This is a genomic window from Pseudomonas sp. A214 (assembly GCF_900156295.1).
Lineage (GTDB): Bacteria > Pseudomonadota > Gammaproteobacteria > Pseudomonadales > Pseudomonadaceae > Aquipseudomonas > Aquipseudomonas rhizophila.
The window spans coordinates 499694-517952 of the sequence record NZ_LT707062.1 but is presented as its reverse complement, the minus strand read 5'-3'; the positions used below and the strand labels follow the sequence as shown (position 1 = coordinate 517952).

Annotated in this window: 16 protein-coding genes; 10 read left to right on the top strand and 6 right to left on the bottom strand. The window is 60.8% G+C overall.

Annotation, left to right across the window (positions count from 1 at the left end; translation table 11 throughout):
- Positions 1-148: 148 nt before the first annotated feature.
- Complete coding sequence (locus BW979_RS02325) at positions 149-1291, top strand: MFS transporter (protein ID WP_047226158.1); 1143 nt, start codon at positions 149-151, stop codon at positions 1289-1291.
- Between the two features lie 40 nt (positions 1292-1331).
- Here BW979_RS02325 and BW979_RS02320 read toward each other — a convergent pair whose 3' ends face one another.
- Both BW979_RS02320 and BW979_RS02315 read right to left on the bottom strand, forming a co-directional pair.
- Positions 1332-2897: a phospholipase D family protein gene (locus tag BW979_RS02320; protein WP_047226157.1), complete on the bottom strand. Its 1566-nt coding sequence runs from the start codon at positions 2895-2897 to the stop codon at positions 1332-1334.
- 61 nt (positions 2898-2958) lie between these two features.
- The gene (locus BW979_RS02315; protein ID WP_047226156.1) at positions 2959-4392 is read right to left on the bottom strand and encodes an aminotransferase-like domain-containing protein; all 1434 of its coding nucleotides are present in this window, start codon (positions 4390-4392) and stop codon (positions 2959-2961) included.
- Positions 4393-4571: 179 nt separating this feature from the next.
- On the opposite strand from BW979_RS02315, the gene BW979_RS02310 reads away from it, so the two are divergent.
- Positions 4572-4817 (top strand): DUF1127 domain-containing protein, encoded by a 246-nt coding sequence (locus BW979_RS02310; RefSeq protein ID WP_047226155.1) that lies wholly within the window; start codon positions 4572-4574, stop codon positions 4815-4817.
- A gap of 113 nt (positions 4818-4930) precedes the next feature.
- On the opposite strand, the gene BW979_RS02305 is transcribed toward BW979_RS02310, so the two are convergent.
- A complete protein-coding gene (locus tag BW979_RS02305; RefSeq protein WP_076383087.1) occupies positions 4931-6244 on the bottom strand; it encodes an NAD(P)/FAD-dependent oxidoreductase in 1314 nt (437 codons plus the stop codon).
- 146 nt (positions 6245-6390) lie between these two features.
- Here BW979_RS02305 and BW979_RS02300 point away from each other — a divergent pair, with 146 nt between their 5' ends.
- Entirely contained in the window at positions 6391-6744 is a 354-nt protein-coding gene (locus BW979_RS02300) for a YkgJ family cysteine cluster protein (RefSeq protein WP_003206850.1), read from the top strand.
- A gap of 13 nt (positions 6745-6757) precedes the next feature.
- On the opposite strand, the gene BW979_RS02295 is transcribed toward BW979_RS02300, so the two are convergent.
- Positions 6758-7246 (bottom strand): Lrp/AsnC ligand binding domain-containing protein, encoded by a 489-nt coding sequence (locus tag BW979_RS02295; protein WP_003206849.1) that lies wholly within the window; start codon positions 7244-7246, stop codon positions 6758-6760.
- A gap of 155 nt (positions 7247-7401) precedes the next feature.
- Between BW979_RS02295 and dadA the strand changes: the two genes are divergently transcribed.
- The 6 genes from dadA (at position 7402) to BW979_RS02265 (ending at position 13529) form a co-directional block, all read left to right on the top strand.
- Positions 7402-8706, top strand: coding sequence for a D-amino acid dehydrogenase (gene dadA / locus BW979_RS02290; RefSeq protein WP_047226153.1), 1305 nt, complete (start codon positions 7402-7404; stop codon positions 8704-8706).
- Positions 8678-9031 (top strand): RidA family protein, encoded by a 354-nt coding sequence (locus BW979_RS02285; protein WP_047226152.1) that lies wholly within the window; start codon positions 8678-8680, stop codon positions 9029-9031. Before dadA ends, BW979_RS02285 begins: the two co-directional genes overlap by 29 nt.
- A gap of 94 nt (positions 9032-9125) precedes the next feature.
- Positions 9126-10199 carry an alanine racemase gene (gene alr, locus BW979_RS02280; protein ID WP_047226151.1) on the top strand — a complete coding sequence of 358 codons (1074 nt, stop codon included), beginning with the start codon at positions 9126-9128 and terminating at the stop codon, positions 10197-10199.
- Between the two features lie 128 nt (positions 10200-10327).
- Positions 10328-10876, top strand: coding sequence for a cupin domain-containing protein (locus BW979_RS02275; protein WP_047226150.1), 549 nt, complete (start codon positions 10328-10330; stop codon positions 10874-10876).
- Positions 10877-11059: 183 nt separating this feature from the next.
- Positions 11060-11470 carry a c-type cytochrome gene (locus tag BW979_RS02270; protein WP_047226149.1) on the top strand — a complete coding sequence of 137 codons (411 nt, stop codon included), beginning with the start codon at positions 11060-11062 and terminating at the stop codon, positions 11468-11470.
- A 136-nt stretch (positions 11471-11606) separates the two neighbouring features.
- Complete coding sequence (locus BW979_RS02265; RefSeq protein ID WP_076383086.1) at positions 11607-13529, top strand: acetyl-CoA hydrolase/transferase C-terminal domain-containing protein; 1923 nt, start codon at positions 11607-11609, stop codon at positions 13527-13529.
- A gap of 122 nt (positions 13530-13651) precedes the next feature.
- Here the strand turns inward: BW979_RS02265 and BW979_RS02260 are convergent, their stop codons facing one another.
- Complete coding sequence (locus BW979_RS02260) at positions 13652-14224, bottom strand: xanthine phosphoribosyltransferase (protein WP_047226147.1); 573 nt, start codon at positions 14222-14224, stop codon at positions 13652-13654.
- Positions 14225-14293: 69 nt separating this feature from the next.
- Positions 14294-16303 (bottom strand): DNA helicase Rep, encoded by a 2010-nt coding sequence (gene rep, locus BW979_RS02255; protein ID WP_047226146.1) that lies wholly within the window; start codon positions 16301-16303, stop codon positions 14294-14296.
- A gap of 276 nt (positions 16304-16579) precedes the next feature.
- Between rep and BW979_RS02250 the strand changes: the two genes are divergently transcribed.
- Positions 16580-18250, top strand: a complete 1671-nt coding sequence (locus BW979_RS02250; RefSeq protein WP_076383085.1) for a putative bifunctional diguanylate cyclase/phosphodiesterase — start codon at positions 16580-16582, stop codon at positions 18248-18250.
- Positions 18251-18259 lie beyond the last annotated feature (9 nt).

Genomic DNA, 18259 nt, shown 5'->3' with positions numbered 1-18259 from the left:
GCTGGTCCCCTGTGGGAGCGAGCCTGCTCGCGATAGCGGTGTAACAGTCGACGACTCTGTTGAATGTTGCGCCGCTATCGCGAGCAGGCTCGCTCCCACAGTGTTTTGTGGGGCCTGAAAATCGATAACTATCCACAGGAGCGTGGAAATGCGTTGGGCGACCTATTTCGCCGTGTTGGCATCTGTCCTGAGTGTCGGCTTGGCGCTGGGCGTGAGCATGCCGCTGGTGTCGCTGCGTCTGGAAGGCTGGGGTTATGGTTCGTTTGCCATCGGGGTGATGGCCGCCATGCCGGCCGTTGGGGTGCTGGTCGGGGCCAAGGTGTCGAGTCGGCTTGCGGCGCGGTTCGGCACGGCGGCGTTGATGCGCTTGTGCCTGTGGGGTGGGGCGGTGTCCATCGGGTTGCTGGCGCTGTTGCCCAGCTATCCGGTCTGGTTGGTGCTGCGGCTGATGATCGGCGTCGTCCTGACCCTGGTGTTCATTCTGGGTGAAAGCTGGATCAACCAACTGGTGATCGAACAATGGCGCGGACGGTTGGTGGCGTTGTACGGCAGCAGTTACGCCCTGAGTCAGTTGTCTGGTCCGTTGCTGCTGGGTGCGCTGGGGACTGATCACGATTATGGCTTTTGGGTGGGTGTCGGGCTTTTGCTGGTTTCGCCGTTGCTGTTGCTGGGACGCAGCGGTGCGCCCAGCAGTGAAGCCTGCAGCGTCACTTTCAAGGATCTATGGGCGTTTTGTCGTGGGTTGCCGGCAATCGCCTGGGCGGTGTCGTTGTTCGCGGCGTTCGAGGCAATGATCCTGACTCTGCTGCCGGTTTACTGTTTGCGTCAGGGCTTCAGCGCCGACATTGCGCTGGCGATGGTCAGCACGGTAGTGGTCGGTGATGCCTTGTTGCAGTTGCCCATTGGCGCTCTTGCGGACCGCCTGTCGCGCCGGTCGTTGTTCACTGGCTGTGCGGTGGCGCTGATGCTGTCGAGCCTGGCGGTTCCACTGCTGATCGATACCTTGCTGATCTGGCCACTGTGGGTGCTGTTTGGCGCCAGCGCAGGCGGGTTGTTCACCTTGTCACTGATCCTGATCGGCGAGCGTTATCGCGACGATGCACTGGTGCGGGCCAACGCCCATATTGCCCAGTTGTGGGGGATCGGTTGCCTGATTGGCCCACTGGCGGCGGGGGCGGGCAGTCAATGGATCAGTGGGCATGCGCTGCCCTTGTTCATGGCCGCGGGAGCGTTCGGCTTGGTGGTTCTGTTGTTGCGCCAAGGGGCGTTTGGCGCCACGCAACCTGCCTGAACAAAGTGAAGCCTTGGGAAACGTGCTGAACCCGGGGCTTCTACAGCATTCGCTCCAGCCCAACGGTGGTGGCGAACCAGGCGTTGAAGCGGCGCCACCAACTGCCGGGTTCGCGGTCCAGGTCATGCAGTTGGCCGTTGTCTTCGGTGGTCCATATCAGCTTCCCGTCCTTCAGGCGGGCCTGGTAACTCAGGGCCGGTGCCATGCCCTGCAAGGCCAGTTCGCGCACTTGGCCGGCGAGTTCGGGACTGTCGACCAAGACCCCCACTTCGGTGTTCCACAGCACTGAACGCGGATCGAAATTGAACGAGCCGATGAAGGATTTCTTCCGGTCGAAGATGATCGCCTTGCTATGCAGGCTGGAGTCCGATTCGCCGTAGGACTTGCTGTAGAACAAATGGGGGCTGCCACCCGTGTCCCCGGGCTGGCGACGCAATTCGTACAGCCGCACCCCATGTTGCAGCAAAGCCCTGCGATACGGCGCGTAACCGCCGTGCACCGCCGGTACGTCGGTGGCCTCCAGGGAGTTGGTCAAAAGACTCACCGCCACTCCGGCATCGGCGCGGCTGGTCAGGTAGACCAACCCTGGCTGGCCGGGTACAAAGTAGGCCGAAATCATGATCAGTTCTTCACTGACCCCCGTCAGCTCCGGGCCCAATTGCGTGGTCAGCAACAACTGCGGGTCAGGCTCATCCCTGGCCAGTACTTTGCTGGGTGCATCCCACAGCGCCTGGTTCCAGGCCCAGATCAATTGCCTGCGCCAGATGTCCAGGCGCGGTTGGGTCCGGTAGGAGGTCAACTGCTGGTAAAGCGCGTGATTTTCCTTGTGCGTCTGCTCCAGTGACTCTTGCAGGCGTAGGCGGCTGTTGGCCAGATCCTTGGGGGTTGGCCGACGGGACAGGAATTGTTCGATGGGTTTGCTCAGGGCGCTGTTCCAGTATTGGTCGAAGCTGTGCCCCAATTGTTCGGCCACCGGCCCAACGCCAAGCAGGTCGATGTCGGTGAAGTTCAGGTTGGGTTCGGCGTCGAAATATTCATCCCCCAGATTGCGACCGCCGACGATGGCCATGCTGTTGTCCGCCAGCCAGAGCTTGTTGTGCATGCGCCGGTGTTGCAATGAGAGGTTGAGCAGCCGCCCGAGGCTGCGGGTTACCCCGGTGGCGCGCCCCAGATGAAGTGGGTTGAACAGGCGTATCTGGATCCGCGGATGAGCGGCGAGGGTCGCGATGATCTGATCCTGGCCATCGCTGGTGGTGTCATCCAGCAGGATGCGCACGCGTACGCCGCGGTCGGCGGCTTTGAGCAATTCATCCACCAGCATTCGCGTGCTGATGCCGTCATGAACGATGTAGTACTGCAAATCCAGGCTGCTTTGGGCGTTGCGGATCAACTCGGCCCGGGCGGAGAAGGCGTCGGTACTGTCAGATAGCAGGCGGAAACCCGAGCGTCCCTCGTGTGGAGCGGCCTGGGCCTGTACCGAGCGTCCGAACGAAGATTCGGTTGCCGGGAGCGCCTGGGAAGGTTCGCGGGTGATGTCAAAACTGGCACAGCCGCCCAGCAGCGAGGCGACTAGCAGGAGCACAGGCAGGATGGGTCTGGGTCTCACGTAGGCTCGTTCCGCTTGTTTGCGTTGATCGGCTTGTGGGTGCTGCTTCCCTGAGTAAAGCTCAGACGGCGTCGAGTCGGGTTTCGTTCAACAACGCAATGGCCGCGGCGCCGACCTTGCGGACGGCGTCCTCGATCTGTGCCGTTGGTTTGGCAGCGTAGTTCATGCGCAGGCAATTGCGGTACTTGCCCGAGGCGGAAAATATGCTGCCGACCGCCACCTGCACGCCCTGGTCATGCAGGACCCGATTAAGCTTGAGTGTATCGAAGCCTTCGGGGAGTTCGACCCAGAGCATAAAGCTGCCGCGCGGGCGGCTGGCGCGAGTACCCGCTGGAAAATAGCGGCTGACCCAGTCGATCATGACGTCGCGATTGCGTTGGTATTGGCTGCGCATCCGCCGCAAATGCGGTTCGAAGTGCCCGCCCTTGAGAAACTCCGCAATGGCTATCTGCGGTTGCGGTGCGGTGGAGCCGGTGCTGATGTATTTCATGTGCAGCACCCGTTCCAGATAGCGGCCGGGTGCGACCCAGCCCACTCGCAAACCCGGTGCCAGTGTCTTGGAAAAAGAACTGCAGAGTAGGACGCGGCCATCGTCGTCGAAGGATTTGATCGTGCGGGGGCGCGGGTAGGTGTAGGCCAGTTCCCCATACACATCGTCCTCGATAATCGCCACGTCGAAGCGCTGCGCCAAGGTCAGCAACGCGCGTTTGTTGGCCTCGGGCATGATGTAGCCTAGCGGGTTGTTACAACTGGGCGTCAACTGTATGGCCTTGATGGGCCACTGTTCCAGCGCCAGCTCCAGGGCCTCCAGGCTGATGCCGGTCAGTGGATCGGTGGGGATTTCCAGGGCCTTCATGCCCAGGCCCTTGAGGGTTTGCATGGCGCCGTGAAAGCTGGGGGAGTCCACCGCGACGATATCGCCTTGTTCACAGGTGGCGCGGATGCTGACCGACAGCGCTTCGTGACAGCCCGTGGTGACGATCAGGTCGCCGGCTCCCAGTTTGCAACCCGAGTCCAGCGACAGGCGAGCGATCTGTTCGCGCAGCGCGAGGTTGCCGTAGATGTTGTCGTAATACAGGCCCGGCATGTCTTGCCGGCGGCTGATCTGCGCCAGGCTGCGCAACAGCGGTTTCATGGTCGGCGAGTTGATATCCGGCATGCCTCGGCCCAGTTGCACCACGTCTTTGCGTGGTACCGAGCGTATCAGCTCCAGCACTTGGTCCCATTGGGAGATGTCCACCGGTCGTTGGGCTGGGCGACCCACTACCGGCAGGTCCGGCAGTTCACGGCTGGCCGGTACGAAATACCCTGATTTGGGTTTTGGCATCGCCAGCCCGCTGTCCTCCAGCACGCGATAGGCCTGCTGCACCGTACTCAGGCTGACACCGTGCTCCATGCTCAGCGCGCGCACTGACGGCAGCCGGTCGCCGGGACGGTAGAAGCCCTGTTCGATGCGGGTGCCGAGCAATTCGGCGAGGTTCACATAAAGGGTCATGGCGCGCTCTCGATGAAGTGGACAACGGTAACCAATACAGTTGCGGCGGAAAAAGACAATTCAGTGTCGAAAAGCCGCAATCTGTATGCATGGAAAACACATTGTTTGAATCTGTATTGATTATGGCCGTCCGCGCATCATGAAAGCTCTGGCTACCCAAGTAAACAGGAGCGATCAAAATGAACGGCTTGAGCGATGTGCGGCTGACGTTACACAGCCAGGAACTGGCGGCGGGGCAGGAAAAGGAGCTACGCAATGCGATGTTGCACAGTGCCCCGTCCAGCCTGAGCCGCTGGGCCCTGTTCTGGCGTCGTCTGCATACACGCAAGGCCTTGTTGGAGCTCACACCGGAACAGTTGCGCGATATCGGGCTGAGCCGAGAGCAGGCGCGGGAGGAGGGCTTGAAGCCGTTCTGGCGGCTTTGAAGCGGTACCGGGCCTGAAACTGCTATCGCGGGCACGCCTTGCTCTTACAGCCCTCTCTCAATCTGTGCGAGCAAGGCGTGCCCGCGATAGCGTCACCAGTAGCGCTGGGCGCTTTAAACCAACTCTTTCAACCGATGCCACAGCATCCCCAGTGCCAACAGTGGCGAGCGCAGATGCTTTCCGCCCGGGAAGGTCATGTGCGGCACCTGGGCGAACAGATCGAAACCACCACTCTGTTGCCCACTGATGGCTTCGGCCAACAGCTTGCCGGCCAGGTGCGTGGCATTCACTCCGTGGCCGGAGTAGGCCTGGGCGAAGTACACGTTGGGCTGATCCTTGAGTCGACCGATCTGCGGCAAGCGGTTGGCGCCGATGCCGATCATCCCGCCCCATTGAAAGTCGATTTTCACCTGCGCCAGTTGCGGGAACACCTTGAGCATTTTCGGACGCATGTACGCGCCAATGTCTTGCGGGTCACGACCCGAGTAATGGCAGGCTCCGCCGAACAGTAAGCGTCGATCCGCGGAAAGCCGGTAGTAATCCAGCGCCACCCGTTGATCACAGACCGCCATGTTCTGCGGCAACAACGCCTGGGCCTGAGCCTCGCTCAAAGGTTCAGTGGCGATGATGTAGCTGCCGGCGGGCAGGACCTTGCCACTGAGTTCCGGGTTGAGCCCATTGAGGTAGGCGTTGCAGCCCAGCACCAGGGTCTTGGCCCGGACCGCGCCCTGTTGGGTGTGCACCTTCACTTCCGGGCCGTAATCAATGCGCGTGACCGCCGATTGCTCGAACAGCCGGACCCCCAGTTGCTGCGCGGCGCAGGCTTCGCCCAGGGCCAGGTTCAGCGGATGCAAATGGCCCGAGCCCATGTCGATCAGGCCGCCGACGTAGCGATCCGAACCCACCACACTGTGCATTTCGTGGGCTTGCAGCAGCCGGGTCTGATGGCGATACCCCAGGCTGCGCAGCTCTTCGGCGTCCTCAGCGAAACCTTCCAGGTCGCCTGGCTTGTTGGCGAGGTCGCAATAACCCCAGGTGAGGTCGCAGTGGATCTGAAAGCGCTCGACCCGTTGACGGACGATTTCCACCGCCTCAAGGCCCATGAGCTTCATCTGGCGTACGCCGTCGGCACCGATGACCGGGGCGAACTGATCGAGGCCATGACCGACGCCGCGAATCAGTTGACCGCCGTTGCGCCCGCTGGCCCCCCAGCCGATCTTGTGCGCTTCCAGCAGCACTACGCTCATGCCGCGCTCGGCCAGTTCGATCGCTGTGTTCAACCCCGAGAACCCACCGCCTACCACGCAGACATCCGCCACCAGCTCGCCCTGCAGCAGCGGATGATCCGGTTGCGGCAAGCTGCTGGCGGCGTAGTAAGAGGCGGCGTGCGAATGGCTCGGGACAGGTTGCTGAACACGGGCGTTCATGTGCGTAATCCTGATTATTGTGTTTGAGAAATTTTACGGAGCATAAGCCGGGGATTCGTCCATGGGCAACACCGGTCGGTTGGCGCTGTCTGGGACAGGGCTTTTCGTGCAGAATCCTGCCTTGTCCCGTCTCGGTAGCCGCTTCGATGAGCTGCAACAGTCAAAAAATCCGCACGCTGCGCCAACAGATTCCCTCGTTCGAGTGCGTACCGGGCTGCCATGACTGCTGCGGGCCAGTGACCACCTCGCCTGAGGAAATGGCCCGCTTGCCACGCAAGACTCGCGCCGAACAGGACGCGGCCATGGAAGCGCTCGACTGTGTGCACTTGGGACCCAATGGCTGCACAGTCTATGACGAGCGGCCGCTGATCTGCCGGTTGTTCGGCACCACGGCGACCTTGCCGTGTCCCAATGGCCGGCGGCCGGTGGAACTGATTCATCCGCGGGTCGAGAAGCAGATTCACGAATATATGGCCAGCACCCGGCAGGTATTGGTGTAGCCAAGAACGCCCCTCAATCCGGAATCGGCAGGTTCAAGCTCTCCTTCACTTCTTCCATCACGATGTAGCTCTTGGATTCGCGCACGTGGGGCAGCTTGAGCAGGATGTCGCCCAGCAGCTTGCGGTACGAAGCCATCTCGGAAATCCGCGCTTTCACCAGATAGTCAAAGTCGCCTGACACCAGATGGCATTCGAGCACGTGAGGCAATTTCAGCACCGCGCGCCGGAATTCTTCAAAGGTGTCGCCGGATTTGTAGTCGAGGCTGATTTCGACGAACACCAGCAGACTTCCCTTCAGATGCTGCGGATTGAGCCGGGCGTTGTAGCCCATGATGATTCCCTCGCGCTCCAGGCGACGAACCCGCTCGGTGCAGGGCGTGGTGGAGAGGCCGACCTTTTCCCCAAGCTCCGTAAAGGAAATCCGTCCATCCGCCTGGAGGATGCGCAGGATGTTGCGGTCGATCTTGTCCAGCTCACGTTTGGTCTGAGTGTTGGTCCGCACAGGTGATGCTCCTCCATGAAAAGGGTTTTTGCCGAGAATTCTCGCCAAATATAGGCATTTATATAGTGAAAAGCACTGCCTGATCTTTTCTAAACTGCGCACATTACGGTCTGTACAACAAAACGTCAGCGGTTATCCGCGATGAGGGCTTCAACATGCGCGTTCTGGTTTTAGGTAGCGGCGTCATCGGTACCGTCAGTGCTTACTACCTGGCCCGTGCCGGGTTTGAAGTCGTGGTGGTTGATCGTCAGCCGGCGCCAGCCATGGAAACCAGTTTTGCCAATGCCGGCCAGGTGTCGCCGGGTTATGCCTCGCCGTGGGCCGCACCAGGTGTGCCACTCAAGGCCATCAAGTGGCTGTTGCAGCGCCACGCACCGCTGGCGATCAAAGCCACCGCTGACATCGACCAGTACCTGTGGATGGCGCAGATGCTGCGCAACTGCACCGCCAATCGTTATGCCGTGAACAAGGAGCGCATGGTGCGCCTGTCCGAGTACAGCCGCGACTGCCTCGACGAACTGCGCGCCGAAACCGGGATTGCCTACGAAGGCCGCAGTCTGGGGACCACTCAATTGTTCCGTACCCAGGCTCAGGTTGATGGTGCGGCCAAAGACATCGCCGTGCTGAAAGAGTCCGGTGTGCCCTTCGAAGTGCTGGACCGTGAAGGCATTGCCCGCGTCGAGCCGGCATTGGCCAATGTCACCGACATCCTGGCCGGAGCCTTGCGTCTGCCCAATGACCAGACTGGCGACTGTCAGATGTTTACCACGCGTCTGGCGCAAATGGCCGTGAAACTCGGTGTGGAATTCCGCTTTGGCCAGGATATCCAGCGCCTGGACTACGCCGGTGATCGCATCAACGGCGTCTGGATCGACGGCAAGCTGGAAACCGCCGACCGCTACGTCCTGGCCCTGGGCAGTTACTCACCGCAATTGCTCAAACCGCTGGGCATTCGTGCACCGGTGTATCCGCTCAAGGGTTATTCCCTGACGGTGCCGATCACCAATCCGGCGATGGCTCCGACCTCGACCATTCTCGACGAAACCTACAAGGTCGCGATTACCCGGTTCGATAACCGCATCCGAGTGGGCGGCATGGCTGAAATTGCCGGTTTCGACCTGTCTCTCAACCCGCGTCGGCGGGAAACCCTGGAGATGATCGTCAACGACCTTTATCCTCAGGGCGGCGATCTGGCCCAGGCCAGTTTCTGGACCGGTCTGCGTCCGACCACTCCGGATGGCACGCCGATCGTGGGCGCCACCCCGTTCAAGAACCTGTTCCTGAACACCGGCCACGGCACCCTCGGTTGGACCATGGCCTGTGGTTCCGGGCGCTTGCTGGCGGACCTGATGGCGAAGAAAAAACCACAGATCAGCGCCGAAGGCCTCGATATTTCCCGTTATGGCAGTAAACACCAGGAGTCTGCAAAACATGTCAATCCAGCGCCAGCTCACCAATGACCGCATGAGTCAGGTCGTCCTGCACAACGGCACTGTTTACCTGGCCGGGCAGGTTGGCGACGACATGAGTGCCGGTATCGAACAGCAGACCCGTGAAACCCTGGCCAATATCGAGCGTTTGCTGGACCTGGCCGGGACCGACAAAAATCATCTGTTGTCGGTGACGATTTACCTGAAAGACATCGACGCCCATTTCGAAGGCATGAACGCGATCTGGGACAAATGGCTGCCCAAGGGCGTCGCGCCGGCCCGGGCCACTGTGCAAGCCAAACTGTGCGAACCGGAAATCCTGGTGGAGCTGTCCGTCGTGGCAGCGCTGCCCTAAACCCGGAAAACGATCCCTCTTGCGGTGCTGTTGGTGGTTCATGCCGTCAGCCAGCGCCGTTTTTTTTACCTAGTCCGCCTAGAAGCCTGCCGCCATGCGTCCTGCCCGTGCTCTGATCGACCTTCAAGCCTTACGTCACAACTACCAATTGGCCCGCGAAGTGACGGGGGCCAAAGCTCTTGCGGTGATCAAGGCCGATGCCTATGGGCACGGCGCAGTGCGCTGCGCCGAGGCTTTGCAGGACACGGCCGATGGGTTTGCCGTGGCTTGCATCGAAGAAGCGCTGGAACTGCGGGCCGGCGGGATTCGTGGGCCGGTCTTGCTGCTGGAAGGATTCTTCGAGGCCGATGAACTGTCGCTGATCGTCGAACACGATTTCTGGTGTGTGGTGCATTCGTTGTGGCAGCTCGAAGCGATTGAAAACGCGACCCTGAGCAAGCCGATTACGGTCTGGCTCAAGCTCGACTCGGGGATGCATCGGGTGGGGCTGCATCCGGCGGATTATCAGGCGGCCTATCGTCGACTGCTGGCCAGCGGCAAGGTGGCGAAGATCGTGTTGATGAGCCATTTCGCCCGCGCCGATGAACTGCACGATCCCAGCAGCACCGAGCAACTGGCCGTGTTCGAGGCGGCCCGCCAGGGGCTGGCGGCGCAGATCAGTTTGCGCAACTCCCCGGCAGTGCTGGGTTGGCCGCAGATACCAAGCGACTGGGTGCGGCCAGGCATCATGCTGTACGGTGCGACCCCCTTCGAGGAAGCCAACGCCGTCGCTGCGCGGCTGCAGCCGGTCATGACTCTGGAGTCCAAGATCATCAGCGTGCGTGAATTGCCCGCCGGCGAGCCGGTGGGGTATGGCGCCCGTTTTGTCACCGCGCAACCGACGCGGGTCGGCGTGGTTGCCATGGGATACGCCGACGGTTACCCGCGCCAGGCGCCGAACGGTACGCCGGTGCTGGTGCACGGGCAGCCTAGTCAACTGGTCGGTCGGGTCTCCATGGACATGCTGTGTGTCGACTTGACGAATATCCCCAACGCCGGGCTCGGTTCGACCGTGGAGCTGTGGGGCAAGACTATCCTGGCCAGTGATGTCGCGAAGGCGGCCGGCACGATTCCTTATCAGATTTTCTGCAACCTGCGCCGGGTTCCACGGCTCTATTCCGGGGGCTGACGCAAAGCGCAATCTACCGAAAGTCGCTTCACCGCACGGGATTGAGGTCAAAGTGTTGTAAATACTGAACGCTGTCGCCATGATAACGCTCACTTTCCACACAACCTGATTCCCTGGAGGCTCCAGCATTGGACGTCGGTGAACGACTGCAATCCATTCGTAAACTCAAAGGCCTTTCCCAGCGTGAACTCGCCAAGCGCGCGGGCGTCACCAACAGCACCATTTCGATGATCGAGAAAAACAGCGTCAGCCCCTCGATCAGCTCGCTGCGTAAGGTCCTTGGCGGGATTCCCATGTCCATGGTCGAGTTTTTCTCCGAAGAAATTCTGCAGGAGAAACCGACTCAGATCGTCTACAAAGCCAATGAACTGATCGACATTTCCGACGGTGCCGTCACCATGAAACTGGTGGGCCGGGCGCACCCCAGCCGGGCGATTGCCTTTCTCAACGAGATCTACCCGCCTGGCGCCGATACCGGTGACGAGATGCTTACCCATGAGGGCGAAGAGACCGGGATTCTGGTGGAAGGGCGGCTGGAGTTGGTGGTCGGCGCCGAAACCTTCGTACTCGAAGCGGGCGATAGCTACTATTTCGAGAGCACCAAGCCACACCGTTTCCGTAATCCGTTCGATGCGCCGGCGCGACTGATCAGCGCAGCCACACCGGCCAATTTCTAGGAAAAGAGGCGCCGTGCCCGGACGGCAAAGGCGCCCGAAGGATGAGCTGTCATGACAAACAAGACCCTTGCGACTTTGGGGTTGTTTCAGTGTGACGGCCTTCCCGCTATACTTGCGCCCGCCTGCAAACCGTGGCCGCAGGCGTGACTAGCCACCATTGAGGGTGTACGCGTGAATCTAATTATGAAAATGCTGGCTGCACCAGCAACCGTATTGGCCCTATGGGCAGCCAGTGTCCAAGCAGCGCCCAACGACGAAATCGCCAAGCGCCTTGAACCGGTCGGCCAGGTCTGCGTTCAGGGGCAGGAATGCAAGGGCATGGAGGTCGTGGCTTCGGCTGGCGGCGGTGGAGCCAAGACGCCGAAGGATGTTATTGCAAAACACTGCAATGCTTGCCACGGCACCGGCCTGCTGGGCGCTCCGAAAATCGGCGACACGGCTGCCTGGAAAGAGCGCGCCGATCATCAGGGCGGCCTCGACGGCATCCTGGCCAAGGCGATCACTGGCATCAACGCCATGCCGCCTAAAGGCACCTGCGCCGATTGCTCGGATGAAGAGCTCATGGGCGCGATCAAAGAGATGTCGGGTCTGTAATAGCCAGCATCTTCCACAAGAAAGCCGCTTACGAGCGGCTTTTTTGTGCCCGGTGGTTTTACAAAGGCTGTTCATCGCAACCAAGACCCGGCAAGCTCGGTCCAACCCACATTCATGGAATGTCCCGGAGGGTCGGATGGTGCAGTTGTGTTCAATCGAACAGGCGGTGGATGACGTACTCGCGCGCCTGCCAGCGCACATTCATCTGGGGATGCCCCTGGGGTTGGGCAAACCCAATCTGTTCGCCAACGCCCTGTACCGGCGTATCGCGCAACTGCCTGAGCGACAACTGACCATCTACACCGCTCTGAGCCTGGGCCGACCCAATCTGGGCGATGGTTTGCAGAAGCGCTTTCTCGAGCCCTTTATCGAACGGGTCTTTGGCGATTATCCGGAACTGGATTACCTGGCCGATCTGCACCGTGACAGCCTGCCGGCCAACATCCACGTCCAGCAATTCTTCCTGCAACCGGGCAGCCTGTTGCACAGCGAGTCGGCCCAGCAGGATTACGTCAGCAGCAACTACAGCCACGCCGCGCGGGACATCAATGCCGCTGGCTTGAACCTGATCGCGCAACTGGTGGCCAGTGATGCGCAGCATCCTGACCGCCTGAGCCTGAGTTGCAACCCGGACATCACCCTCGACCTGTTGCCGATGGTCGCCAAGCGGCGTGCGGCGGGGGAGACCATCCTCATGGTGGGCCAGGTTCACAGTGATCTGCCCTACATGCCCGGTGATGCGGAAGTCGGCATCGACACGTTCGACCTGTTGATCGACGAAAAGGACAGCCACACGCTGTTTTCCACGCCGAACATGCCGGTGGGGTTTCAGGATCATATGATCGGCCTGCACGCCAGTGCCCTGGTGCGTGACGGCGGTACGTTGCAGATCGGCATCGGCTCCATGGGCGATGCGTTGACGGCGGCGCTGCTGGCGCGTCAAGCCGACAATGCCGCTTACCAGGCGTTGCTGGCGGAGCTGAATCTCAGCCAGTGGGCGCAGTTGATCGAGCGTGAGGGCGGGGTCGAACCCTTTGCCAAAGGGTTGTACGGTTGCAGCGAAATGTTCGTCAACGGCTTGCTGGTGCTGGCAGAGGCCGGAATTATCCGGCGCAGGGTCTATCCCGACGAGCCGACCCAGGAACGAGCCAACGCCGGCACCCTCGACGAGGCGGCGCAACCCGATGGCATCTGCATCCATGGCGGATTCTTCCTCGGCCCTCGCAGTTTTTACGAACGCTTGCGCGAGTTGCCCCAGAGTCGGCGCCTCGAATTCAACATGACCCGCATCAGTTACATCAACGAGCTGTACGGCCAGGAAAGACTCAAGCGCCTGCAGCGACTCGATGCACGTTTTATCAACACGGTTTTCACCATGACCTTGCTGGGCGCCGGGGTGGCGGACCAACTGGAAGATGGTCGCGTACTCAGCGGCGTCGGCGGGCAGTACAACTTCGTTGCCCAGGGCCATGCGCTGGAGGGCGGGCGCTCCATTCTGCTTCTGCGCAGTTGGCGCGAGGCGGGGGGCGAGATCAGTTCGAACATCGTCTGGGAATACGGCCATTGCACCATTCCCCGACACTTGCGAGACATCGTGGTGACTGAATACGGTATCGCTGACCTGCGGGGCAAGACTGATGCCGCGGTGATCGAGGCGCTGCTGAACATCAGCGACTCACGCTTCCAGCCGGAGTTGATCGAGCAGGCGCAAAATGCCGGCAAGTTGCCGAAGGATTTTCGCCTCGATCCGCGCTTCGCCGAGAACACCTCGGAACGCTTGCAGGCCATCCAGGCACGGCATCCTAATTTGTTCCCGGAGTATCCGCTGGGCAGCGATTTCGACGGGGTGGAGCGGGACCTGTTGCGGGCGCTGAACTGGCTCAAGAGCAAGTTCAAACTCACCGAAATGCTGGAGCTGGGCAAGGCTGCGCTGGATGCGCCGCCGCCGTCGGAGTTTCCCGAGCATTTGGAGCGGATGCAGTTGGCGAGCCCCGAAGGGCTGAAAGAAGAGCTGGGTCAGCGCTTGTTGCTCGCTGGTCTCAAGATCACCGCGCCTTAACGGCCACTTCAAAGCCCCTGTGGGAGCGAGCCTGCTCGCGATAGCGGACTGTCAGTCAACATTGGTGTTGGATGTGCCGGCCTCATCGCGAGCAGGCTCGCTCCCACAGGGACGCAGGGCGATTATTCGATAAAGGTCACGACACCACCGGCCAGCGATTGCACCCGGGCCAACGATTCAACGCGATAGCCTTGGGCATCCAGCTCCGCACGTCCACCCTGGAACGATTTCTCGATCACGATCCCCAAGCCTGCCACGGTGGCGCCGGCCTGCTTGATGATGGAGATCAGTGCCTGGGAGGCCTTGCCGTTGGCCAGGAAGTCATCAATGATCAGTACCCGGTCGCTGCTGGTCAGGTGGCGCGGGCTGATGGCCACGGTGCTTTCGGTCTTTTTGGTGAACGAATACACGGTCGCGGACAACAGGTTCTCCGTCAGGGTCAGAGAGTGTTGCTTGCGGGCGAAAATCACCGGAACGCCCAGGTTCAGGCCGGTCATGATCGCCGGGGCAATGCCCGAGGCTTCGATGGTAACGATTTTAGTGATGCCCGAGTCCTTGAACAGCGCGGCAAATTCGTCGCCGATCAGCTTCATCAATTGCGGGTCGATCTGGTGGTTCAGAAAAGCATCGACTTTCAGAACCTGATCGGAAAGTACGATGCCGTGTTCACGAATTTTCTGGTGCAGGGCTTCCATCAAGCCTCCTTTAATGACGCCTTCGGCGCCCCTGGATTTGGTAAAAAGTTCGGTAAAAAGTAGTCGATTCTAGCGCTTGAGCATCGCTCGTATATCGGCCAGGGCGCTATTGCCGCGAACGGCCTTGACCTCGGTCGGTGTGTCGTCATTGCCTTCCCAGGCCAAGTCGTCCGGCGGCAGCTCATCGAGGAAGCGGCTCGGGGCGCAGTCGATCACCTCGCCGTATTGCTTGCGCTTGGCGGCGAAGGTAAAGGCCAGCGTCTGACGTGCGCGGGTAATACCGACGTAGGCCAGGCGCCGTTCTTCTTCGATGGTGTCGGCTTCGATGCTGGAGCGGTGGGGCAGGATTTCTTCTTCCATGCCCATGATGAACACGTAGGGGAATTCCAGGCCCTTGGAGGCGTGAAGGGTCATCATCTGCACGCCTTCGGCGCCGTCTTCCTCTTCCTGCTGGCGTTCGAGCATGTCTCGCAGCACGAGTTTGCCGATGGCGTCCTCGACGGTCATGTCGCCGTCTTCGTCCTTTTCCAGAGTGTTTTTCAACGCCTCGATCAAGAACCAGACGTTGCCCATGCGGTAGTCCGCGGCCTTGTCACTGGAGCTGTTGGTACGCAGCCAGTTCTCGTAGTCGATGTCCATGACCATGCTGCGCAGCGCCGAGATCGGGTCTTCGCCGGCGCACTGTTCGCGCACCTTGTCCATGAAGCGCTTGAAGCGCGCCAGACGGTCGGTGAAGCGGCTGTCCAGATGCTCGCCCAGGCCGATTTCGTCGGTGGCGGCGTACATCGAGATCTTGCGCTCGGTGGCGTAGTTGCCGAGTTTTTCCAGGGTGGTCGAGCCGATTTCCCGGCGTGGGACGTTGATCACTCGCAAGAAGGCGTTGTCGTCGTCCGGGTTCACGATCAGGCGGAAATAAGCCATCAGGTCCTTTACTTCCTGACGGCCGAAGAAGCTGTTGCCCCCCGACAGGCGATAGGGGATCTGGTGATGCTGCAATTTCAGCTCGATCAGCTTGGCCTGGTAGTTACCGCGATACAGGATGGCGAAGTCGCTGTACGGTCGGTCGGTGCGCAGGTGCAGGCTGAGGATTTCCATGGCCACGCGCTCGGCTTCGGCGTCTTCGTTGCGGCAGCGAATCACGCGGATCTCGTCGCCGTGGCCCATCTCGCTCCACAGTTGCTTTTCGAACTCGTGGGGGTTGTTGGAGATCAGCACGTTGGCGCAGCGCAGGATGCGGCTGGTGGAGCGGTAGTTCTGCTCCAGCATCACCACTTTGAGCGACGGGTAGTCTTCCTTGAGCAACATCAGGTTTTCCGGCCGCGCACCACGCCAGGCGTAGATCGACTGGTCGTCGTCGCCCACCACGGTGAACTGGTTGCGGATGCCGATCAGCAGCTTCACCAGCAAATACTGGCTGGCGTTGGTGTCCTGGTATTCATCCACCAGCAGGTAGCGGACCTTGTTCTGCCATTTCTCGAGGATGTCGGCGTGGTCCTGGAACAGCTTGACCGGTAGCAGGATCAGGTCGTCGAAGTCCACCGCGTTGAACGCCTTGAGCGTGCGCTGGTAATGGGCGTACACGATGGCGGCGGTCTGCTCCTTGGGATTGCGGGCGTTTTCCAAGGCTTGGGGCGGCAGGATCAGGTCGTTTTTCCAGGCGCCGATCATGTTCTTGATCTCGTCCACGCCGTCGTCGCCCGAATATTCCTTTTGCATGATGTCGGTCATCAGCGCCTTGACATCGGTCTCGTCGAAAATCGAGAAGCCCGGCTTGTAGCCCAGCCGTGCATGTTCCTTGCGGATGATGTTCAGGCCCAGGTTGTGGAAAGTGCAGACCGTCAGGCCGCGGCCCTCACCGGCGCGCAGCAGGCCGCCGACCCGCTCCTTCATTTCCCGGGCGGCTTTGTTGGTGAAGGTCATGGCGACGATGTACTGGGCGCGGATACCGCAGTTCTGGATCAGGTGCGCGATCTTGCGGGTGATCACACTGGTCTTGCCGGAGCCTGCACCGGCGAGCACCAAAAGAGGGCCGCCGACATAGTTCACGGCTTCTTGCTGCCGGGGATTGAGTCGGGACATGACAGGGTCAGGGAGTCGTTTGCGAAATGGGCCGGCATTTTAACAGGCTCACAGAATTGTGCTGCTCTGTCCGACTTGTGACGCAACACAGCATTGTCATTTGCCGCTTTTGTTACTTTCACGCAGGATGTGGGGCGAATGGGCGTCCAGCGTTCGGCTTCGAGGGTAAGAAAAGCCGTCTGAAGCAAGTGTTTGAGAACCATTGGCATTGGTCATTAGCGGTCAGCAGGTCATAATGCCCTGCGCCTATTACCTTGCAGAGTCTAGGGAGTCAGCTTGTCAATGTCTGTCGAACCCTTGCGTTTGCTGCTATTGGCCGAAGAGCCGGTATGGTCAGCGATTTTGCGCGAGTGCCTGGCCCCCATGGGGCCGTCGGTCGTGTTGATCAGTGCTCCGAGCTGGGAGTCGGTCAGCAGCCTGTTCGAAGACAACCACAACGCGGTGCTGCTGACCGTCGCGGCGTTGCAGCCGGCACCCGGTCGTTGCCGTTTGCCGACGGTCCTGTTGCTCGAGCACGAGCCCACCACTGCACCTGATGGTGTCAGCGATTGGCTGGTACGTGATGTGCTCGATGGCGCCACTCTGCGCCGTTGCCTGCGCCATGTGCGCGAGCGCGGAGTGCTGGAAAACACGCTGCAGCGGCTTGCCGAACAGGATCCGCTGACCGGCATCGCCAATCGCCAGGGCTTCCAGACCCTGCTGGCGGCGCGCCTGGCGGAAAACGAAGGCCGTGGCCTGGCGCTCGGTCATCTGGATCTGGATAACTTCCGTCATGCCAACGATGCCCTCGGCCACCAGGCCGGTGACCGTTTGATCCTGCAAGTAGTGTCGAGGCTCAAAGGTTCGCTTGAAGCCGGCGATCAACTGGCGCGCTTGGGCAGCGACGAATTTGCGCTGCTGATCGACACCCGCCGGGCGCCTCAGCGGGCTGAGTGGATGGCCGAGCGCATCACCGAAGCCATGGCCGAACCCTACTGGGTCGATGGCGAAAGCCTGCTGATCGGTTGCAGCCTGGGGATCGCCCACGCTCGCGCCCAGGCCGGCGCGGACCCGCTGATGTGGCACGCCCATATCGCCATGCAGCAGGCCAAGAGCACCCAGGGCTGCACCTTTCATATCTTCAACGAACGCATCAATCGTAACGCCCGCAGCCTCGCCGACCTGGAGAGCGAGTTGCGGCGGGCGCTGCGGCGCGACGAGCTGGAGTTGCATTACCAACCCCGGCTGAGCCTCGATGGCGGCACCATCGTCGGCCTCGAAGCCCTGGTGCGCTGGCGTCATAACGAACGCGGGCTATTGCCTCCCAGTGAGTTCGTGCCACTGGCCGAACAGAGCGGGCTGATCGTACCGCTGGGCTACTGGGTGATTTCCCGGGCATTGCGGGACATGCAGGCGCTGCGTGAAAGGGGACTGGCGCCCCTGCACATGGCGGTCAACCTGTCGTTCCGGCAGTTCCAGGACAGCCAGTTGCTGCCGACCCTGAGCCGCCTGATCGCCGAACGCGGTGTCGAGGCGCAGTGGTTGGAATTCGAACTCACGGAAACCGCCGTCATGCGCCGCAGCGAACTGGTCAAGCAGACCATGGACGCCCTGGGTCGCCTGGGGGTGCGCTTTTCCCTGGACGATTTCGGCACCGGCTTCTCCTCGTTCGTGCACCTCAACAGCCTGCCCATCGCCTTGCTCAAGATCGACAAGAGCTTCGTGGGTGGCATGGAGCAGCGCGAGGAAAATCGCAAATTGGTCCATGCGATGATCAACCTGGCCCACAACCTCAACCTGGAAGTGGTGGCCGAGGGCGTGGAAACCCGGGAGCAACTGGATTTGCTGCGCGGTTACGGCTGCGACCAGGTGCAGGGCTTTTTGATCAGCAAGCCGTTGCCCCTGGCGGAGCTGGTGGAATACCTGACGTTTGACGGCAGCCAGCAGTCGGTGCTGGAAATCGGCTGACACCAAGCC

Excerpts from the sequence above, each read along its gene's own strand:
- BW979_RS02325 (WP_047226158.1), top strand. The coding sequence starts at position 149 with ATGCGTTGGGCGACCTATTTCGCCGTGTTGGCATCTGTCCTGAGTGTC.
- BW979_RS02315 (WP_047226156.1), bottom strand. The coding sequence starts at position 4,392 with ATGACCCTTTATGTGAACCTCGCCGAATTGCTCGGCACCCGCATCGAA.
- dadA (WP_047226153.1), top strand. The coding sequence starts at position 7,402 with ATGCGCGTTCTGGTTTTAGGTAGCGGCGTCATCGGTACCGTCAGTGCT.
- alr (WP_047226151.1), top strand. The coding sequence starts at position 9,126 with ATGCGTCCTGCCCGTGCTCTGATCGACCTTCAAGCCTTACGTCACAAC.
- BW979_RS02270 (WP_047226149.1), top strand. The coding sequence starts at position 11,060 with ATGAAAATGCTGGCTGCACCAGCAACCGTATTGGCCCTATGGGCAGCC.
- BW979_RS02310 (WP_047226155.1), top strand. The coding sequence starts at position 4,572 with ATGAACGGCTTGAGCGATGTGCGGCTGACGTTACACAGCCAGGAACTG.
- BW979_RS02260 (WP_047226147.1), bottom strand. The coding sequence starts at position 14,224 with ATGGAAGCCCTGCACCAGAAAATTCGTGAACACGGCATCGTACTTTCC.
- BW979_RS02285 (WP_047226152.1), top strand. The coding sequence starts at position 8,678 with ATGTCAATCCAGCGCCAGCTCACCAATGACCGCATGAGTCAGGTCGTC.
- BW979_RS02305 (WP_076383087.1), bottom strand. The coding sequence starts at position 6,244 with ATGAACGCCCGTGTTCAGCAACCTGTCCCGAGCCATTCGCACGCCGCC.
- BW979_RS02265 (WP_076383086.1), top strand. The coding sequence starts at position 11,607 with ATGGTGCAGTTGTGTTCAATCGAACAGGCGGTGGATGACGTACTCGCG.
- BW979_RS02300 (WP_003206850.1), top strand. The coding sequence starts at position 6,391 with ATGAGCTGCAACAGTCAAAAAATCCGCACGCTGCGCCAACAGATTCCC.
- rep (WP_047226146.1), bottom strand. The coding sequence starts at position 16,303 with ATGTCCCGACTCAATCCCCGGCAGCAAGAAGCCGTGAACTATGTCGGC.